This window comes from Bifidobacterium anseris (genome assembly GCF_002860345.1).
Lineage (GTDB): Bacteria > Actinomycetota > Actinomycetes > Actinomycetales > Bifidobacteriaceae > Bifidobacterium > Bifidobacterium anseris.
Genome location: NZ_NMYC01000005.1, coordinates 127,186 through 145,300, shown reverse-complemented (window position 1 = coordinate 145,300; position 18,115 = coordinate 127,186). Strand labels below are relative to the sequence as shown.

Annotated in this window: 13 protein-coding genes; 3 read left to right on the top strand and 10 right to left on the bottom strand. The window is 62.8% G+C overall.

Annotated features, from left to right (window positions below; genetic code table 11):
• Positions 1-83 precede the first annotated feature (83 nt).
• A complete protein-coding gene (locus tag CGZ88_RS05750; protein WP_026644881.1) occupies positions 84-1,853 on the bottom strand; it encodes a threonine/serine exporter family protein in 1,770 nt (589 codons plus the stop codon).
• 467 nt (positions 1,854-2,320) lie between these two features.
• On the opposite strand from CGZ88_RS05750, the gene CGZ88_RS05745 reads away from it, so the two are divergent.
• The gene (locus CGZ88_RS05745; protein ID WP_101671344.1) at positions 2,321-5,074 is read left to right on the top strand and encodes a phosphoenolpyruvate carboxylase; all 2,754 of its coding nucleotides are present in this window, start codon (positions 2,321-2,323) and stop codon (positions 5,072-5,074) included.
• Between the two features lie 244 nt (positions 5,075-5,318).
• Here CGZ88_RS05745 and CGZ88_RS05740 read toward each other — a convergent pair whose 3' ends face one another.
• Positions 5,319-5,576, bottom strand: a complete 258-nt coding sequence (locus CGZ88_RS05740; RefSeq protein ID WP_026644883.1) for a hypothetical protein — start codon at positions 5,574-5,576, stop codon at positions 5,319-5,321.
• Positions 5,577-5,914: 338 nt separating this feature from the next.
• Here CGZ88_RS05740 and CGZ88_RS05735 point away from each other — a divergent pair, with 338 nt between their 5' ends.
• The gene (locus CGZ88_RS05735; RefSeq protein WP_101671343.1) at positions 5,915-6,250 is read left to right on the top strand and encodes a hypothetical protein; all 336 of its coding nucleotides are present in this window, start codon (positions 5,915-5,917) and stop codon (positions 6,248-6,250) included.
• A gap of 56 nt (positions 6,251-6,306) precedes the next feature.
• Here CGZ88_RS05735 and CGZ88_RS05730 read toward each other — a convergent pair whose 3' ends face one another.
• The 5 genes from CGZ88_RS05730 to CGZ88_RS05710 all read right to left on the bottom strand — a co-directional run bounded on the left by CGZ88_RS05730 (position 6,307) and on the right by CGZ88_RS05710 (position 12,865).
• The gene (locus tag CGZ88_RS05730) at positions 6,307-7,170 is read right to left on the bottom strand and encodes an aldo/keto reductase (RefSeq protein WP_026644885.1); all 864 of its coding nucleotides are present in this window, start codon (positions 7,168-7,170) and stop codon (positions 6,307-6,309) included.
• A 201-nt stretch (positions 7,171-7,371) separates the two neighbouring features.
• A complete protein-coding gene (gene araA / locus CGZ88_RS05725) occupies positions 7,372-8,889 on the bottom strand; it encodes an L-arabinose isomerase (RefSeq protein WP_101671342.1) in 1,518 nt (505 codons plus the stop codon).
• A gap of 142 nt (positions 8,890-9,031) precedes the next feature.
• A complete protein-coding gene (locus tag CGZ88_RS05720; RefSeq protein ID WP_026644887.1) occupies positions 9,032-9,724 on the bottom strand; it encodes an L-ribulose-5-phosphate 4-epimerase in 693 nt (230 codons plus the stop codon).
• A gap of 74 nt (positions 9,725-9,798) precedes the next feature.
• Positions 9,799-11,418, bottom strand: a complete 1,620-nt coding sequence (locus CGZ88_RS05715) for a xylulokinase (protein WP_101671583.1) — start codon at positions 11,416-11,418, stop codon at positions 9,799-9,801.
• A gap of 22 nt (positions 11,419-11,440) precedes the next feature.
• Positions 11,441-12,865 carry a sugar porter family MFS transporter gene (locus CGZ88_RS05710; protein WP_133120909.1) on the bottom strand — a complete coding sequence of 475 codons (1,425 nt, stop codon included), beginning with the start codon at positions 12,863-12,865 and terminating at the stop codon, positions 11,441-11,443.
• Positions 12,866-12,955: 90 nt separating this feature from the next.
• Between CGZ88_RS05710 and CGZ88_RS08885 the strand changes: the two genes are divergently transcribed.
• Entirely contained in the window at positions 12,956-13,336 is a 381-nt protein-coding gene (locus tag CGZ88_RS08885; protein ID WP_133120908.1) for a hypothetical protein, read from the top strand.
• A 292-nt stretch (positions 13,337-13,628) separates the two neighbouring features.
• Here CGZ88_RS08885 and CGZ88_RS05700 read toward each other — a convergent pair whose 3' ends face one another.
• From CGZ88_RS05700 to CGZ88_RS05690, 3 genes are all read right to left on the bottom strand, one after another.
• Complete coding sequence (locus tag CGZ88_RS05700; protein ID WP_101671341.1) at positions 13,629-14,741, bottom strand: LacI family DNA-binding transcriptional regulator; 1,113 nt, start codon at positions 14,739-14,741, stop codon at positions 13,629-13,631.
• A 105-nt stretch (positions 14,742-14,846) separates the two neighbouring features.
• A complete protein-coding gene (locus CGZ88_RS05695; protein ID WP_101671340.1) occupies positions 14,847-15,848 on the bottom strand; it encodes a LacI family DNA-binding transcriptional regulator in 1,002 nt (333 codons plus the stop codon).
• A 149-nt stretch (positions 15,849-15,997) separates the two neighbouring features.
• Positions 15,998-18,094: a beta-galactosidase gene (locus tag CGZ88_RS05690; RefSeq protein ID WP_101671339.1), complete on the bottom strand. Its 2,097-nt coding sequence runs from the start codon at positions 18,092-18,094 to the stop codon at positions 15,998-16,000.
• Positions 18,095-18,115 lie beyond the last annotated feature (21 nt).

Below are 18,115 nucleotides of genomic sequence, written 5' to 3'. Positions count from 1 at the left end.
GCATCGCAATAGCCGCAATAAGTTGGGGCGCCGCTTCGATCATCCGAAGCGGCGCCCCAGCTATATGTATGTCCTCGCCGGCATCACACGTCGTATCGCCACGACTTGTCGGTGATGACGCGCGCCATCGCAAGCCCGATCGGCAGACAGATGATGACCATGAACGCGCGGAACGCCCAGTCGAGCGCGAGCAACGTCTCGAACTGTCCCAGATGGAACATCGCCTGATACATATACATGCCCGGCACCATGATGACGATCGACGGCACCGTCAGACAGATACGCGGATAGCCCAGATGCGGGGGCAGCAGCCGGTGGCGCACCGCCGAACGCCACGCCGAGGCGAGCAGTCCGGCGAGCATCGCGCCGAGAAACGCGCCTGCTTCCGGCGCAAGTCCGCAATCGACGAGTTCGAGACGCAGCGTATCGGTGATCATGCCGATCGTGGCGGCCACAAGACACATGCGCTGCGGCGAATTGAACATCATCGAGAATCCCCACACGCCGATGAACGCGAACAGCGCGCGCAGGCAACCCGTCACCCACGGCGTAAGATTCGGCGATTCGAAGCCCTGCGGATTGAGCTGCACGAGCGACGCGACCATCCATCCGGCGAGCGTCGCCATCAAAATGATGCACACGACGTACATCACACGTTGCACGCCTGAGGGGAAATCAATCTTCGCCATGTCGAGACCGCCGGTGATCAGCGGGAATCCGGGGATGACGAACAACATCGCACCGATGTACGCCGTGTCATGCTGCAACGCCACCGGATTGAACAAGCCAATCAGACGCAGCGTGCCGACGCATGCGAACGCGGCGACGGCCACGCACACGAAGGTCACGAAGAACTGATTGAGATGATGCGCGAACAGTCGTCGTCGCAGCCACTGGCCGAGCCCGGCGCCGACGAACGCGCCGATCATGTCGTACGGCGCGCCGCCGAGCAGAAACACGAAGGACGCGCACGCGCAGGCTGACGCGAGTCCCGACAACGCCGGCGAATACAACGGTTTGCGACGTTCGATCATGTCGAGCCGCTTATGCACGTCGCGCACCGTGATCTCATGCGTCTTGCGCGCGGCGGCAGCGCCGCCGACATGGTCGAAATGCTCGGCGTAGCCGTTTTTCGGAGGACGCTGCGAACGTTCACGCCATGCGCGCGTGCGTTCGCCGGCGGCCGCGCGCAGCCGCAGGCGCGATTTGTGCGGCAGTTCGAGCTGTTCGGCGCTGCCGCGCGCGTCGTCGCCATGGCCGTCGGCTTTGACAAGCGCGTCGATGACGGTCTCGTTGACTTCCGATTGCGCGTCGTCCTGCGGGCGGGCGGCGGCATCGGCGGCGTTGAGCGCGACCTCGTAATCCTCGACGGCCGCGTCGGAGGCGGCGGCGCGCTCGGCGACGCGCGCCTGATGGCGTTCCTCGCGCAGTCGTTTCGCCATGTCCGCCGAGACCTGCGACGCGTCGCGCATGTCGAGATGCTGCATGAGGCCGGCGGAGACCTTTGTCTCACGGTGATACATCGATCCGGTGCCGAGATTGACGCTGAACCAGTCGGCGAAATGCTCAAGCAGCCAGATACGTTCGGTGTTGACGCCGGTCGTCGGCAGGTTGACGACTTCGGTGATGCGTCCGGAGCCGTCGGTGCATGCCGCCTCGATGTCGGTGAGGTTGACGTCGGCGCGCACGTGCACGCCGAGCGGATATGCGATGCGGTGCATCATCTCGCGCACGCGGAAACTGCCGGTGCCGGCGCCGAGGTCGAGCATGCCGACGCGCACGATGACGCTCGCCTTCGCGGCGATGCCGGCATCCTGGATCGGCTTGTCCCAGTCGCGCTCGATGTCCTCCATGTCGAGCGGAATCGAATGGGAATGGAATTTGCCCGCGGCGGACGCGCCGCTCGTCAGCGGTCCGTCATGCGGGTGGGCGTATGCGGGTTCGGCGAGGGGCTCTCGTGGGCGGTCTGCGGACGATTGCACGGGTGGCGTTCCGGCGTCCGCGTCCGTTCCTTGTGCTTGCTCATTGCTCATGGTTTCCATTAACGTGCGGACGCTGGACGTGCACGCCGCGCGCACGTCCGCGAAGCCGCACGTCGAAGAAATCAGGAAAAATCAACAAAACGGCGGCGGCACCGTCTCATATCATGACCCTTTCAGCGTTTCAACGGCGCGCGCTGTCGATTCCCCGCGCCTACAATGAGCGTGCAACTGAAGAGAACTTAAGGCTGTGGGCTCGCAACGTCCGATCAACACAACCGCGGAGGAGCCGCGGATGAGCGGAAGACCGAGCAACCTGATGTTCTTAGAAGGAGGTCAATGTGACTGATAACGAACAGATCACGCCTGCGGACGCGGCCATCGTCACGTCCGGACTGGGGACCAAGGCCCCTGAGGAGCGTGAACTTCCCCCCACACTTCACGAAGACATGGATCTGTGTCTCGAAATTCTGCGTGGAGTGCTCTCCGAATACGACGAATCGCTGCTCAACACCTTCGACACCGTGCGTCAGTACGCCGTCGACGCAAGCGCGGAACGTTTCTCCGGCGTCCTCACCGACACCCATCCCGAGCGCGACGACCTTGAAATGGCCGTCAAGACGATCGACGCGATGAATCTGCACGACGCGCAGCTGCTTGCGCGCGCATTCACCACGTACTTCCATCTTGCGAACCTCTGCGAGGAGAACTACCGCGTCTCCGTGCTGCATGAGCGCGAGGCGAAAGTGGATGATTCGCTGGCGATTGACCCGGTCAACGAGATGACGAAGGCCTACCATCAGCTGATCGCCGAGATGGGTCCCGCGAAGGCGAAGGAGCTGCTCAACCGTCTTGAGTTCCATCCGGTCTTCACCGCGCATCCGACCGAAGCGCGCCGCAAGGCCGTGGAAGGCAAGATCCGCCGTATCGCCGACCAGCTCGCCGCATACCGCATGCTGGGCGGATCGGATAAGAAGGAATGCTACCGCCGTCTCTACAACGAGATCGACGCGCTGTTCCGCACCTCGCCGATCGCGCTCAAGAAGCCGACGCCGGTCGAGGAAGCCGACACGATTCTCGATATCTTCGACAACACGCTGTTCCACACGATTCCGATGGTCTACCGTCGTTTCGACGACTGGGTGCTCGGCGACAAGGCCGGCACCGTCGAACCGGCGTGCCCCGCGTTCTTCCATCCGGGCAGCTGGATCGGCTCCGACCGCGATGGCAACCCGAACGTGACCGCGAAGGTGAGCCGTCAGGTGGCGCGCAAGTTCTCCGACCATGTGCTCGCCGCACTCGAGGAGGCCACGCGCAACGTCGGCCGCAACCTGACGGTGGAAGCGGAGACGACGCCGCCGAGCGACGAACTGCACACGCTGTGGAATCAGCAGAAGGAGATCAGCGAGCGGCTCACGAGCAAGGCCTCGCTCATCTCCACGAAGGAGCTCCACCGCGCCGTCATGCTCGTCATGGCCGATCGTCTGCACTACACGATCAAGCGCGACACCGACCTGATGTACCACAGCGCCGACGATTTCCTCGCCGACCTGCGCGTCGTGCAGCGTTCGCTCGCTGAAGCCGGCGACAAGCGCGCCGCCTACGGCCCGCTGCAGGATCTCATCTGGCAGACGGAGACCTTCGGCTTCCATATGGTCGAGATGGAGTTCCGTCAGCATTCGGTCGTGCACGCCCGCGCGCTCGACGACATCCGCGAGCATGGCCTGCACGGCGAACGCGGCGAACTGCAGCCGATGACGGTCGAGGTGCTCGACACCTTCCGCGCGCTCGGCGCGATCCAGAAGCGCAACGGCGTCAAGGCCGCGCGCCGCTACATCATCTCGTTCACGAAGAGCGCGAAGAACGTGCGCGACGTCTACGAGCTCAACCGCCTCGCGTTCTCGAACCCGGAGGATGCGCCGGTCATCGACGTCATCCCGCTGTTCGAGCAGCTTGAGGATCTTGAGAATTCGGTGAGCGTACTCGACGAAATGATCAAGATCCCCGAAGTGCAGGCACGTCTCAAGCAGACCGGCCGCAAGCTCGAGGTCATGCTCGGCTATTCCGATTCGTCGAAGGACGCTGGCCCGACCTCCGCGACGCTCGCGCTGCACTCGGCGCAGGAGCGCATCGCCACGTGGGCCGAGGCGAACGACATCGATCTGACGCTGTTCCATGGTCGCGGCGGCGCCGTCGGCCGCGGCGGCGGCCCGGCGAATCGTGCCGTGCTCGCGCAGCCGAAGGGCTCCGTCAAGTGCCGCTTCAAGCTCACCGAGCAGGGTGAGGTCATCTTCGCCCGCTACGGCAACCCGGTGCTCGCGATCCGCCACGTCGAATCCGTGGCTGCCGCGACGCTGCTGCAGTCCGCGCCGAGCGTCGAGAAGACGAACACCGAGATGACCGACGCGTTCGCGCCGATGGCGAAGAAACTCGACGAGGTCTCGCATGCGACGTACCTCGACCTGCTCAATACGCCGGACTTCGCACCGTGGTTCTCGACGGTCACGCCGCTGACCGAGGTCGGCCTGCTGCCGATCGGTTCGCGTCCGGCGAAGCGTGGTCTGGGTGCGAAGTCGCTCGACGATCTGCGTACGATCCCGTGGATCTTCTCGTGGGCGCAGGCGCGCATCAACCTCGCCGCATGGTACGGCCTGGGCTCGGCGTGCGAAGCCTTCGGCGATCTCGACACGATGCGCAAGGCGTATCAGGAGTGGCCGCTGTTCTCGACCTTCATCGACAACATCGAGATGTCGCTCGCAAAGACCGACGAACGCATCGCGAAGATGTATCTCGCGCTCGGCGACCGTGACGATCTGCGCGACAAGGTTCTGCACGAGATGGAGCTGACGCGCCGCTGGGTGCTGCGCATCGTCGGCGACGAATGGCCGCTGCAGCACCGCCACGTGCTCGGCCAGGCGATCCGCATCCGCTCGCCGTATGTGGACGCGCTGTCCGTCACCCAGGTGCTCGCGCTGCGTTCGCTGCGTAAGAAGGTGGACAAGGAAGAGCTCTCGAAGAGCCAGCAGGCAGGGTTCATCTACCTGATCCTGTGCACCGTTTCGGGTGTCGCCGCCGGCCTGCAGAACACCGGCTGATACCAGGGATCCGACCTCTTCAATGAGCGGGGGCCGTGACGCGGGAAAACATCCCGCGTCACGGCCCCCGCTCATTACCGCCATTGCGCCGGTACATGGCTGACAGCGCTCCGCCGGAATCATGCCACTGCGGTGCACCGCACCACGGAATATCTCAAATCTCAGGCATCCCCTCTAGATTCGCTCCATCGCCGGAGCAACGGAACATCAGCGGACGCCGCTTCGTATACTCAACAAGTCCGGCCTATTCAAGCTCTTTGACCACTTTGCGCGCGCTCTGCTTCGACAGACCAAGATGCCGGGCGCCCTCATCGAACGTCATCGACCGCCAGCCGCCGAACTCCTGCTCTTGAACAGCACCTCGCCCGCATGGGGAGGAAAGCGCGTGCATATCCGTCAGCTGGTCGCATCGACGCCTAAGCCCTTTCACGCCGTTCATCAACTGCGTCAGATATTCGACGAGGTCATGCTGCGACTCCATGATCAAATCGAGCAGCGTCATCACGAAGAAGGTCAGCTCGCCATGGTTCAGCGCATCCTCCGGTCTCGATATTGATACTGATGAGCATAATCAGAAGGCTGCACCATCGAATTGACGTCGTAAATGATAGAAAGTATCAATTAGAGCGCGCATCTCGGCACGCAACAGGCCGTAAATGATAGAAAGTATCATTTACGCAGACGACGGATGCTGGCGCGGAGACCATCCAAAACGCACATCAGCACCGTTACACCGGCAGCGGAAGTTCCGCACGCGCGCTGACCGGCGCGTTTACGATGTCACCTGAACGATTGCACGGCGCGCGTCATATCAGGCGCGCGCAACAGGAAGGATGAGGCATGGCGGAAACGACCGAAGACATGACCCGCACCGGCGAAGCGCTGTACCAGTGGTATCAGGTGCTGTTCGAGAACAAGCCGATCGCCGATTTCCAGGATAATCTCAACGCGCTGCGCGGACTGTCCGAGATGAAGGACACCGACAACAACCGCGACGAGCTCATCGTCGCCGCATCGCGCATCGGACTGCCCGAAGTCACCGTGAACGTGCTCAATGAATGGGTGAACGCCGACCGCGTGAAGTCGGATCACTTCCCGGCAGACAAGGGCTTCTTCTCCAAGGACACCCGCGATCTGATGACCACCGACCTCAACGTCTTCGAATCGGAAAACTGACCGCCACCGACATACGTCGTACCCTCACCGATCCGGCTTCATGCGTTGGCATCCGGTCACGCATACGTGAAGGTCATCGGATCATGGCCGGCGCGCGTCGGGCCGTCGAGCGCGTCGATCTGCGCATGCTCCTGCGACGTCAGGGCGAAACCAAACAGATCGAGGTTCTCGCGCTGGCGTTCGGCGTGCACCGATTTCGGAATGATGATCGTCCCATTTTCGATATGCCAGCGCAGAATGACCTGTGCGGGCGTCACGCCGTGCGCGGCGGCGATGCGCTCGACGACGCCGTTCGCAAGGTCGGCGCCGCGCGCCATCGGCGAATACGCCTCCACCGCGATACCGTGGGTGCGGCAGTACGCGACGACGTCACGTTGCTGCCATGTGGGGTGCAGTTCGATCTGGTTGACGGTCGGGTACTCCCCCGTTTCGTCGAACAGCCGGTCGAGGTGCTCGGGCATGAAATTGCAGACGCCGAGCGTGCGCACACGTCCTTCGTCACGCAGTGCGCGGAACGCCTTCCACGTCTCGCCGCTACGCCAGTCGAACGGTGTCGGCCAATGGATCATATACATGTCCACGTAGTCGAGCCGCAGCAGGTCGAGAGAATGGTCGAACGCGCGCATCGCGGAATCGTATCCCTGTTCGGAATCGCGTAGTTTCGTCGTCATCCACAACGACGCGCGTTGCTCGCCCGTGTTGTATCCGGTCGCGGCGAGCGCGCGCCCGACGCCCTCCTCATTGTTGTAGCCGGCGGCGCCGTCGATGTGACGGTAGCCGACTTCCAACGCCGATTCGACGACGGGTACGACACCTTCGTCGTCGATGCGCAGCACACCGAGACCGATCTGCGGAATCCGCGTACCGTCGTGCAGTGTGATGAGGGGGATGTCTGGATGCTGTTCGCTGTGGGTGCCCATGGCGCGCCTTTCTGTGGATGGTCCGTCGGTGGTTCGTTTTGTCGTTTCTCTATCTGCCGATGCTAGCACCGCATACGAAGCTCCCGTGTACGGGAAAAGGCGGTGCGCCGACGCCCGTTGTGGACGTCGGCGCACCGCCGAGGGGAAGGAAGGAGAAGAAAGGAGTTCAGTTATTTGATTATCGATACCACTGATGATTGGTCAGTGGCGGTTCGCGAGTTCGTGGTACATGTCCTCGATCTCGAGTTCGCGCGCGAATGCGCGGGGCGTCGTCTCCGCGTCGATCGTCGCGAGTTCGACGCCTGCGATGCGCGCGAAGTCCTCCCACGCCTCACGTCCGACCGAGGTCGTCATGCACGTGTGGTGCGAGCCGCCCGCGCGCAGCCAGCATTCGGCGGAGACCTCGAGGCTCGGCTCGGGCTTCCACAGCGCACGCGCGCACGGCAGCTTGTCGAGCGAACCGAGCGGTTTGACGACGTCGACGACGTTCATCAGCATGCGGAATCGAGTACGAACGTCGGCAAGCGACACGACGACCGCATCCTGCTTCGGCGCCACGGTGAACACGAGGCGCACGGGGTCGGCCTTGCCGCCGATGCCGAGCGGGTGGATCTCCAGACGAGGCTTGGCGATCGTGCCGACCGACGGCGAGACTTCGAGCATGTGCGACCCCATGATCATCTCGTTGCCGGGCGTGAAGTTGTAGGAGTAGTCCTCCATGAGCGAGGCGCCGCCGTCGAGGCCGTAGCCCATCACCGCGCCGATGCGCACGAGCACCGCCGTCTTCCAGTCGCCTTCGGCGGAGAAGCCCCAGCCGTACTCCGAGGGGAAGCGCTGCGGACCCACACCAGGCAGCTGCGGCAGGGCGCCCAGGTCCTCGAAGTTGTCGACGCCGGCCGTGCAGTTGTTGGCGCGCATCATGTTCACCATCGCGCACTCCTCGCGCGCGGCGATGAACAGCGAATCATAGTCCTTGTCCAGCAGCTCGGGCGCGATCTCGTACTTCGCCTTGTAGTCCTCGATGAGGTCCTTGACCTGATCCTCCTTGACCGCGTCATAGGCGGCGACAAGCTCGTTAACGGCCCAGGTGTTGATCGAGGCGCCGAACACGCGCTCGGCCTCGGTCTTGTCGCCTTCCGTCACGGCGACGTTACGCATGTTGTCGCCCCAACGCATCACGTTCATCGTGTTCGATGCCTGCCACCCGGCGCATGCGCGCGCCCACACGCCGATCTTGTCGGCGACCGCGGGGTCGGTGTAGTGGCCGACGACGATCTTGCGCGGGATGCCGAGGCGCGTGACGATGTACCCGTATTCACGGTCGCCGTGCGCGGCCTGGTTGAGGTTCATGAAGTCCATGTCGATCGTGTTCCACGGGATCTCGAAATGGTGCTGCGTATTGAGCTGCAGGAGCGGCTTCTTGAGCGCTTCGAGACCGCGGATCCACATCTTCGCCGGCGAGAACGTGTGCATCCATGTGATGACGCCGATGCAGTTGTCGTCAGCGGAGGCGTCGACCATGAAGCGGCGCACACCGTCCGATGATTTCAGCGTTGGCTTGAGCACGAGCTTGACGGGGATGCGGCCGCTCGCGTTGAGCGCGTCGACGATTTCGGTCGACTGCTGCGCGACCTGACGCAGCGCTTCCTCGCCGTACAGGTCCTGCGAGCCGACGCCGAACCAGATTTCCTTGCCTTCGAATGGGTTCTCCATTGCCATGGTGTTTTCTCACTTCACTGTGGTGTTGGGTTGGTTGGTTGTTGTTGTGGATTGATTGGGGATTTCCGCAGCGCACTGTGCATGGTTGTGGATTGCGCTGTGGATATCCTCGGGGAACGGATATCCACAGGGAACGGTTCGCTCAGTGCTGTCCGTACACGTTCTGGTACCGGTCATTGAGCTTGTCGATGTCCGCCTGCGCGATCGGGATGATGTCGCCGATCTGCCGGGCCGCCCACATCGTATGTGCGACTTCCTCGGTCATCGCGGCTGCCTTGACGGCCGCCTCTGCATCCTTGCCGATGGTGAACGGCCCGTGATTCTGCATGAGCACCGCAGGCGACTTCGGGTACTTCCTGAGCGTTTCGACGACGCCTTCGCCGATCGCCTCGGATCCGATAAGACGGAACGGACCGACCGGCACATCGCCGCCGAATTCATCGCCCATCATCGTCAAGCCGCATGGGATGTTCTGCCCCGTCGCCGCCCAAGCGGTCGCGTACGTCGAGTGCGTGTGCACGACGCCGTACACGTCCGGCATATGCCGGTAGATGTACGCGTGCGACGCGGTATCCGACGACGGCGATTCCGCACCGTCGACGACGTTGCCATCGAGGTCGCACACGACCATCGAGCTTGGCGTCAGGTATTCGTACCGCAGTCCCGACGGTTTGATGACCATGAGGTCGGCCGTGCGCAGCCGTTGTGAGACGTTGCCCGCCGTCCACACGACGAGGTTCCACTTGATGAGCTGTTCGTGCAGGGCCGCGACCACTTCGCGTACCTGCTTGACTTCCGCTCGTACTTCGGGACCGTAATCCGCAAGCGTTGCCATAATTGTTCCTTTCGATGTTCGATTGCTGGATGTGCTATCTGGTGGTGCCGTTTTTGGGGAAAAGGCCGAGACGATTACCGCGCGCCTATCGGCATATGGTCGACCGCATCCCGTTCAACCGGGAGCGCCTCGACGAACCGCGCGAAGAACCTGCGGAATCCGTCGACATCGACCGGATCCGGCTCCTCGGTCTCCGACTGCGCGTCGGCGAATACGATATCGTCAAGGTAATCGGCGAGCGGCATTCCGGCATGCTGCAAATAGTCAGCGAGCACGGCCATGCCCCACGCGCCCCCTTCAGATGCGGTCGTCATGACGCGGATAGGCGTATTGAACGCGGCCGCGAGGATGCGCTGCGCGACGACCGGCGTCGCGAAGATACCGCCGTGGCCAACGAGCGAATCGATCTGCACGCCCTCGTCCTGCGTCATGACGTTCATGCCGATCGTGACGGGCGAGAACGCGCCGAAGAGCTGTGCACGCATAAAGTTCGCAAGGTTGAAGCGCGCCTCCGGCTCGCGGACGAACAGCGGACGCCCCTCGGCGAGTCCAGCAAGGAACTCGCCGGTGCGGAACGGGTAAGCGAGCATCCCTCCGGCGTCTGGATCGGCGTCGTCGCTAATTGCGCAACGGAACAGTTCACCATACAGATCAGCCGCATCGATCGAGCAGCAGTTGATCTGCGCGAACTCACGGAACAGGCTGATCCATGCGTTGAGATCGGACGTGAAGTTGTTCGCATGGCTCATACCGGCGAGATCGCCCGCGGGCGTTGTCACGAGGTCGACTTCGGGCCGCAGCGCCGACAGCTTGTGTTCGAGTACGACGGTCGCAAAGATCGACGTGCCTGCGGAGACGTTGCCGGTGCGGCGGCGCACCGCATTCGTCGCGACCATACCCGTTCCGGCGTCGCCCTCCGGCGGCGCGAGCACGACGCCCGGCTGCAGGGCGCCCGAGGGGTCGAGCAATGCGGCGCCTTCGGCCGTGAGCACGCCAGCGGGTGCACCCGCGACAAGAGGTTCGGGCAACAGGTCCTCAAGCTTCCACGGCTGTGCGGCGACTTCGGGGAGCGCGTCGAACCGTTCAATGAACGCGCGTTCGTAGGTCTTCGTCTCCGGATCGATCGGGAACATGCCGGAGGCGTCGCCGACGCCGAGGACCTTGCGCCCCGTAAGCTTCCAATGCACGTAGCCAGCGAGCGTCGTGAAGTAGCACACCGACGACACATGGGGCTCGCCGTCGAGGACCGTCTGGTACAGGTGCGCGATCGACCAGCGCTCGGGGATGTTGTACTGGAACAGCTGTGAAAGGCGGTCATGTGCCTCGCTCGTGTTCGTGTTCTGCCATGTGCGGAACGGCACGAGCAGCTTACCGTCCTTGTCGAACGCAAGATAGCCATGCATCATCGCGGAGAAACCGATCTGGCCGATGCGCGTGAGCTTGAGCCCATAGTCCGCCTCGACGCGGTCGGCGACGTCGGCGTAGACGCTCTGCAGCCCGCGCCAGATCTTGTCGACGTCATACGTCCACAGACCGTCGACCATATGCGACTGCCATCCGTAGTCGCCGGTCTCGATGACGTTGCGCTCATCGTCTATGAGCACCGCCTTGATGCGCGTCGATCCGAACTCGATGCCGAGCGATGTGCGTCCATCGCGGATCTTCTCGGCGATTGCGTCCTTGCTATCCGTCATATGCTGCATGATGCTTGCTCCTTTACGATTCGATCCGTGCGCTCACTTGGCCCTGCCGGCCGCCTTGAGCTTCCAGTAGCCCTCGATCTCCTCGAGGCTCTTGCCCTTCGTCTCGGGAACGAGGAAGGTTACGCCGAGGAAACAGATGAAATCGAGCGCCGCGAAGAATGCGAACATGCCGCCGCCACCCCCAGTGAGCGAACATCATCGGCGTGAACTGGCCAATGCAGAAGTTAATGCCCCACAGGAACACGGTGCAGATCCCAGCGGCGCGGCCACGCAGATAGGTCGGGAACAGTTCTGGAATCATCACCCATGTCACCGGCCCCATCGAATAGGCAAAGGCAGCGATGAACCCGCAAGCGAACACGAGCATCCAGATGCCATCCCAGTGCATGCCGTAGGTGAGCGCCATAAGCACTGTGAACACGCCCATCAGGAACGCACCCGACTGCATGAGCGGTTTGCGCCCGAGCCTGTCAATGAGCGCCATACCGACGAACGCGAACAGCAGCTCGACGGCGCCGACGACGGTCGATACGATGAATTCCCCATTGTTCTCGAAACCGATCGATGCAAACATCGTCGGCCCATAATAGGAGATTGTGTTCTGACCGACCGCTTGGTTGAAGATCGCAAGGAAGATGCCGACAAGCAGTGCATAAAGCAGCGGCTTACGGAACAGATCGCGGAATGTGGAGCCCTTCTCCTCTTCGAGCGACTTCTCGATCGAAGAGACCTGTGCCTTCGCGTCATCGGTGCCTCCAATGCGCTCGAGAATCTCGAAGCCCTCCTTCGTCTTGCCTTGCTGAAGCAGGAAGCGCGGACTCTCAGGGGACAGGAACAGGGCGATGAAGAAGATGGCAGCAGGGATCGCGCCGATGCCGAGCATCCAACGCCAGCCCACATTCTCACCCCACAGATGCGTGCCCGCATTCGCGATGAAGAAATCGATGAGATTGGTCAGGAAAAGGCCGAGGATCGTGAGCAGCTGATAGGCGGAACTCAACGTGCCACGGTACTTCGTAGGCGCGCATTCAGTGATATAGGTGATTGCGAGCGCGGAAGCCAGGCCAATGCCGACGCCGCCGACGATGCGTGTGACGATGAGCGACGTCGGATCGTAAGTGAACGCAGATGCCAATGCCGAGACAAAGAAAAAGGCGGCGCCGATGAGCAACACCTTGCGGCGGCCTATCTTGTCCGCGAGGAATCCCGAGACTCCGACGCCGGCCACACCACCGATCATGATCGATGAGATCACGAGCCCCTGCATCGCGGCGGAAAGACCGTAATGGGCGGAAAGGAATTCAATGGCGCCGGAGATGCTGACCGTATCATACCCGTACAGCAGACCTGCCATACCGGCGCTCAACGCAAGGATGACGACGTATTTCATCGACCCTTCGCGCTTGGTTTCCCGCGCAGCGGGAATTGTGTTGTCCATGTTCGCTCCTTCGCTCAACTTGAACAGTTGCGACCGACGTCACTCGCCTCCTCTACGCGCCTTGTGAGTCCTCGGTTCAGATGTGCTGACATGAAGAATGTTAGCGCGAACAAAACCTCGACACACCGCGCACTCAGAGAAAAGTTCGCGTTAACAACCATTGAAAAACAAGACATTGCAAAAACCGAAAGAAGTTCTTGCGAGGTTGCCCGTAATTTGAACGTCCTTCCCGCATCAGCGATGTGGGACCGCGCACCGACCGGCACGATCAAGCCGAGCGACATAAGGCCCACGCCCTGCCGTGAAGTTTGGGCAATCTGGCTCGTCCTTCTCACCCATGAGGGGCCGCGCCTCCTTCATGGCCATATCGCGGACGGCCTGATCGCTATCGCGCTCGTGTTCCGATTCCCCATTGACGGCGTCCTGTTGAAGCCGGACAGCTTCGTCCCATTAATCCCGCAGAACGCCTAGGCGGCTATCCGGTAACCGGCATGGCAATGTTCATCGTCACCGCCCATATTGCTTGGACGGTTGGTTCCAGCGACGCTCCGGCGGGACGTCTACGCAATATCGACAAACGATAAGGCGCCGATGCGACGCCCGGCCGGAGCATGAAATCCGACGCCTCAGACCAGATTCATCCAAATAACGCCAAGTGTTCGAAAACGAGCAATGCCCGGCAAACTGATTCGCGATTCTCTCCCATATGGGCGGTCGCGTACAGTGGTGCATGACCCGCCTACGATGATGCGCATATCATCCCTCACCTGCGCCGCGCCGCACGCACGGACTGCCGCACAATCAGATCGGCCGACGCCAGCCCCACGCCATGCTGTGAGTTCGGGTAGCCCGGTTCGTCCCCCTCACCCATGAGGAACAACGCCTCCTTCATCGCCATGACGCCCAGGTCGTCGAAATCCTGCCGCACTGTGGTCAGCGGCGGGTACAGGTTGCTCATGCCGGGCATGTCGTCGAAGCCGGTCACGCTCATGTCGTCGGGCACGCGCACGCCATGCTCAAGCAACGCACGGATCACGCCGATCGCCATCACATCGTTCGAGCACACCGCGCAGGTGGGCAGACGACCGCCGTTCGAGCCGATATTGTCGAGGATGTGGTTCATGCGCCGGTAGGCGTCGGCGGATTCCCAGTCGCCGCACTGCACCGTCACCGAGTTCACTGTGTTCTCCGCACACAGCTTGTTCCACGCCATCAGGCGCGTGCTGGCGTCACGCCACTGCTCAGGCCCCGCGAAGAACAACACGTTGCGATGCCCGTGCTTGCGTATGAGCCGCATCACCGACGCCATGCCGCCCCACTGGTCTATGCCTACCAGCGAGACATGTCTGCGTTGGCGCGCATTGAACATGCGCAGACCCTCACTCACGCTCACGTCGCCGTGTGACGAGGCGATGACCACGCACGGCTGGCTCACCTGCGACTGGCACGCTACCTTGAACATCTCGTCGGTGGGCGTCAGGAAGATGAACGCGTCGACGCCCTGCTCCATGAACATGCCGCACAGGTCATCGAACTCCGCTTGCGCGCACTCCGCCTCATGCACCATCGCCACCGAGACGAACATGCCGTGCTCACGGGCGGTCGCCTCAATCGACGCCAACGCGCTCACCGGGCCGTAAAACCGCTGGCCGCCGGCGATCATGCCGATCGTGCGCGTACGGTTCGACGCCAGCGAACGCGCGGAGTTGCTGGGCCGGTACCCCAATGCGGCAATCGCACGTTCGACCTTCTCACGCGTGGCCGGCGCAACGTTCGGGGAATCGTTGATGACCCGCGAAACGGTCTGATGGCTCACACCCGCAAGTTTCGCAACCTCAAACATCGATGGGCGTTTCGCACTCTTGCGGTCGGCCATCGCCACCTCCTGCAATTGCGCGCACCGGAACGCGCGCTGTATTCAAAACTTCCATGATGTACCTTAACGCATGACCCCACGGCGGCCGACGGAGTCCGCCCTCCGTCACCCAAATGCGGGGGTGAAGCTCTCCCGGGGCACCAATGCGGCCGAAATCAGCAGATGATGGCGGCAGGTGCGATTGCGCGCGATCGCGTCCTTGAGCGTCTCCAGCCCCGCATGCACCAGCTCGTGCTGGTCGATGTCGAAGGTGGTCAGCGGAGGCGCCGTATACTGCGCGATCGGCAGATTGTTCACGCTGATGACGGCGATATCATCCGGCACCTTCACCCCTGCGCTCGCGAAGGCCTGCAGCACGCCGACGGCCATCGGGTCGGTCGCCACGATGATGGCGTCCGGCCGGTCGCCTTCGGGATGTTCCTCCAGCATGCGCTCGGCCAATGCCCGCCCGTTGTCCACGGTGACGGGCCCATGGGCGTAGACGAGATCGCGATTGTCGAGCCCCAGCCGCTCGCTCCAATCGACGAACGCCATCGAGCGGATGTCCTCCTTGTAGCTGTGCAGGCCCATGAGCAGCCCGCAGCCGCCGATGAACCCGATGCGCCGACGCCCCGCATCGATGAAGGCGTCCAACGCGTCCAGCATGCATTGGCTCAGATCAGGTTGGACCGAATCGAACCAGGCCGGAGCCGGATTCGTGTCCATGAACACCCCGTACGGCAACGATTCATGCAACCGCTCCAGATCCTCGGGCTCGATCAGTCCCGGACCGATTGCGAGGAATCCGTCATAATCATCGGCTCCGGCGACGAGCTGCGCCGCATCCTCGAAGTAGGTGAGCGTCATCCCCTGATCGCGCACCACCTGCTCCACCTCCTTGCGCAGCGCTTGGAAATACTCGTCTTCGAGTCCTTCCACCTGTGGATGCACGTCAAGCACGGCGATGGTGCGCATCGGCACATTGGCGAACCCCAGTTGGGCCGCCGCCCGCATGATGCGCCGTCGGGTCTCCGGCTTGATCTTGAACGAAGCATCCCCGTTCAGCACACGGGACACCGTGGCCTGCGACACTCCCGCCAATGCGGCGATCTCCTTACGCGTCGCCATCGTCACCTCACTCCGCTCAGCATCCCTGATTAGTAAACTACTTTACCAATCATAGCGCCTCATGGCGCGCGGGGCATGGTGACCGTGGGTGTGTGCGAGCCGTGACATCGCACCCGCCCACGGTCACCATGCCGGCGTCCGCGCGCCGATCAGCGGCGGATCACGATCGCGCCGTTGGGTCGCAGCACCGCCGTGGCGCCGTTCGATTCCGCACGGTACATGACCGCCGCCTCGCCGCGCGGCACATCAACGGTGACCGACTCACGCCGACGGTTGAACACGAATTCGTATGCCCTGCCGTCCGCCTGCGCGCGGGTCACACGCAGCACGTCGCCGTCCGCCGCAGCGGCATCCGGGAACAAGTCCATCGCGGCGAATAGCTGCGGCAGGCTCGCCGCGATGCCGTCCTTGCCGAACCGTCCGCCCACATAGCCCGTCATGCCGTCGCCATACGGATGGACGGTGATGGCGGGGCGCCCGTCCATGCCGGTCACGGCATCGGCCTCGAAGGTCGCAAGCACCTGCGTGTCGGGGGCGACCGACGTGATGACATCGGCGAGGTCATGCACGACGGCGCCATTGCTGACATCCAGATGGTCAAGTGCACCGGCGAACCGATCGCCCAACGGGCAGTGCTCCTCGACGCGCACGCCGGCTACATCGCCGATGAGTCCGGGCCATCCTCCCAGTAGCAGACGATCATGCTCGTCGGCGATCGCACTGTAATAGGTCACGATCGCCTTGCCGCCCCGCGCCACGAAGTCGCGCAGACGCGAGGCGGTTTCATCGCCGAACAGATAGACGCACGGGATGACGACCACCTCATGCGTGTCCCAATCGCCATGCACCGGCGTCACGTCGGCGCGGATGCCGTATTCCGCGAACGCGCCGAACCAGTCCAAAGGCTCGCTCCACCCCTGCACCGCTTGGTTCGGCACCGTCGTGTGCTCAGCAGCCCATACCGATTCGACGTCGTAGACGATGGCGACCGGCGAATCGGTCACCTTCGATCCGACGACGTCCGCCAGATCGTGCAGATAGGAGCCCAGCTCGCACACATCGCGGTAGATCCGCGAATCCTCGCCTGCGACCGGCAGCATCGCCGAATGGAACTTCTCGGCCCCGGCGCGCGATTGCCGCCACTGGAAGTAGCAGATAGCGTCCGCGCCCATCGCCAGATGGAGCAGCGAATCACGCACCAGCTGTCCTGGCTCCTTGCGCGGGTTGAGCCCGCGCCAATTGACGGCGGACGTGGACTGCTCCATCAGGAACCACGGTTCCTTGCGTGAGATGCCGTCCACATGCGACGACGAATACGCCATCTCGTCGAGATGCCATGAGCCCGGCGTGAAGTAATGGTCGTTCGAGACGAAATCGACTTCGCGGCCCCAATCGTCATAGTCCATCGTGCTCTCCGACGAGTTGACCATGAAGTTCGTCGTGATCGGGATGTCCGGCGTGATTGAAGCCAGCACGTCGCGCTCGGCGCAGAAGAACTCCTTGAGCGCGTCCGAGCTGAAGCGCTTGTAGTCGAGCAGACGCCCCGGATTCGTGAAGTTGCCGTCGCCGATGTAGCGCGGCGGCAGGATCTCGTCGAACCCGTTGAGGCGCTGCGACCAGAAGTTCGCGCCCCATGCCTCGTTGACGGCGTCGATCGTGCCGTACTTCGCGCGGCACCAATCCTGGAACGCGCGCATCGCGTCGTCCGAATAGTCGAAGCGGTTATGGCAGCCGTACTCGTTGCTCACATGCCAGGAGACGATGGCGGGGTTGTCGCGGTAATGGTCGGCCATCCGCCGGCACAGACGCAGCGCATACTCGCGGAACGCCGGGCTCGTCGGACGCCAGTGCTGGCGGGCGCCGGGCCAGACGACGTCGCCGCGCTCGTCGCGAGGCAGCACTTCGGGATGCTTGGCGGTCAGCCACATCGGCGGCGAGGCCGTGCCCGATGCCAAATCGACGGCGATGCCGGCCGCATAGAGCTTCGCGATGATGCGATCGAGCCAGTCGAAGGCGAAGACGCCGTCCTCGGGCTCGATGTTGGCCCACGAGAAGATCGCCAGCGAGACGATGTTGACGCCGGCCTGCGTCATCAGGCGCACGTCCTCGTCCCAGTATTCCTCCGGCCACTGGTCGGGGTTGTAGTCTGCGCCGTACCAGATCCGCGCATCGTTGCCGGGCAGCGGCTGCGGCCAACGGTGGACGCGGCGCGGCTTGGTGGCGATCGGGCTTTCGCATGCGGTCATGATTGTTCCTTTCTGATCGGT

What these genes read in the sequence shown, in the direction of transcription:
- CGZ88_RS05735 (WP_101671343.1), top strand. Translation starts at nt 5,915, where the DNA reads ATGGCGGAAACGACCGAAGACATGACCCGCACCGGCGAAGCGCTGTAC.
- CGZ88_RS05715 (WP_101671583.1), bottom strand. Translation starts at nt 11,418, where the DNA reads ATGACGGATAGCAAGGACGCAATCGCCGAGAAGATCCGCGATGGACGC.
- CGZ88_RS08885 (WP_133120908.1), top strand. Translation starts at nt 12,956, where the DNA reads ATGAAGAATGTTAGCGCGAACAAAACCTCGACACACCGCGCACTCAGA.
- CGZ88_RS05700 (WP_101671341.1), bottom strand. Translation starts at nt 14,741, where the DNA reads ATGGCCGACCGCAAGAGTGCGAAACGCCCATCGATGTTTGAGGTTGCG.
- araA (WP_101671342.1), bottom strand. Translation starts at nt 8,889, where the DNA reads ATGGCAATGGAGAACCCATTCGAAGGCAAGGAAATCTGGTTCGGCGTC.
- CGZ88_RS05695 (WP_101671340.1), bottom strand. Translation starts at nt 15,848, where the DNA reads ATGGCGACGCGTAAGGAGATCGCCGCATTGGCGGGAGTGTCGCAGGCC.
- CGZ88_RS05750 (WP_026644881.1), bottom strand. Translation starts at nt 1,853, where the DNA reads ATGGAGGACATCGAGCGCGACTGGGACAAGCCGATCCAGGATGCCGGC.
- CGZ88_RS05740 (WP_026644883.1), bottom strand. Translation starts at nt 5,576, where the DNA reads ATGACGCTGCTCGATTTGATCATGGAGTCGCAGCATGACCTCGTCGAA.
- CGZ88_RS05690 (WP_101671339.1), bottom strand. Translation starts at nt 18,094, where the DNA reads ATGACCGCATGCGAAAGCCCGATCGCCACCAAGCCGCGCCGCGTCCAC.
- CGZ88_RS05710 (WP_133120909.1), bottom strand. Translation starts at nt 12,865, where the DNA reads ATGGACAACACAATTCCCGCTGCGCGGGAAACCAAGCGCGAAGGGTCG.
- CGZ88_RS05720 (WP_026644887.1), bottom strand. Translation starts at nt 9,724, where the DNA reads ATGGCAACGCTTGCGGATTACGGTCCCGAAGTACGAGCGGAAGTCAAG.
- CGZ88_RS05730 (WP_026644885.1), bottom strand. Translation starts at nt 7,170, where the DNA reads ATGGGCACCCACAGCGAACAGCATCCAGACATCCCCCTCATCACACTG.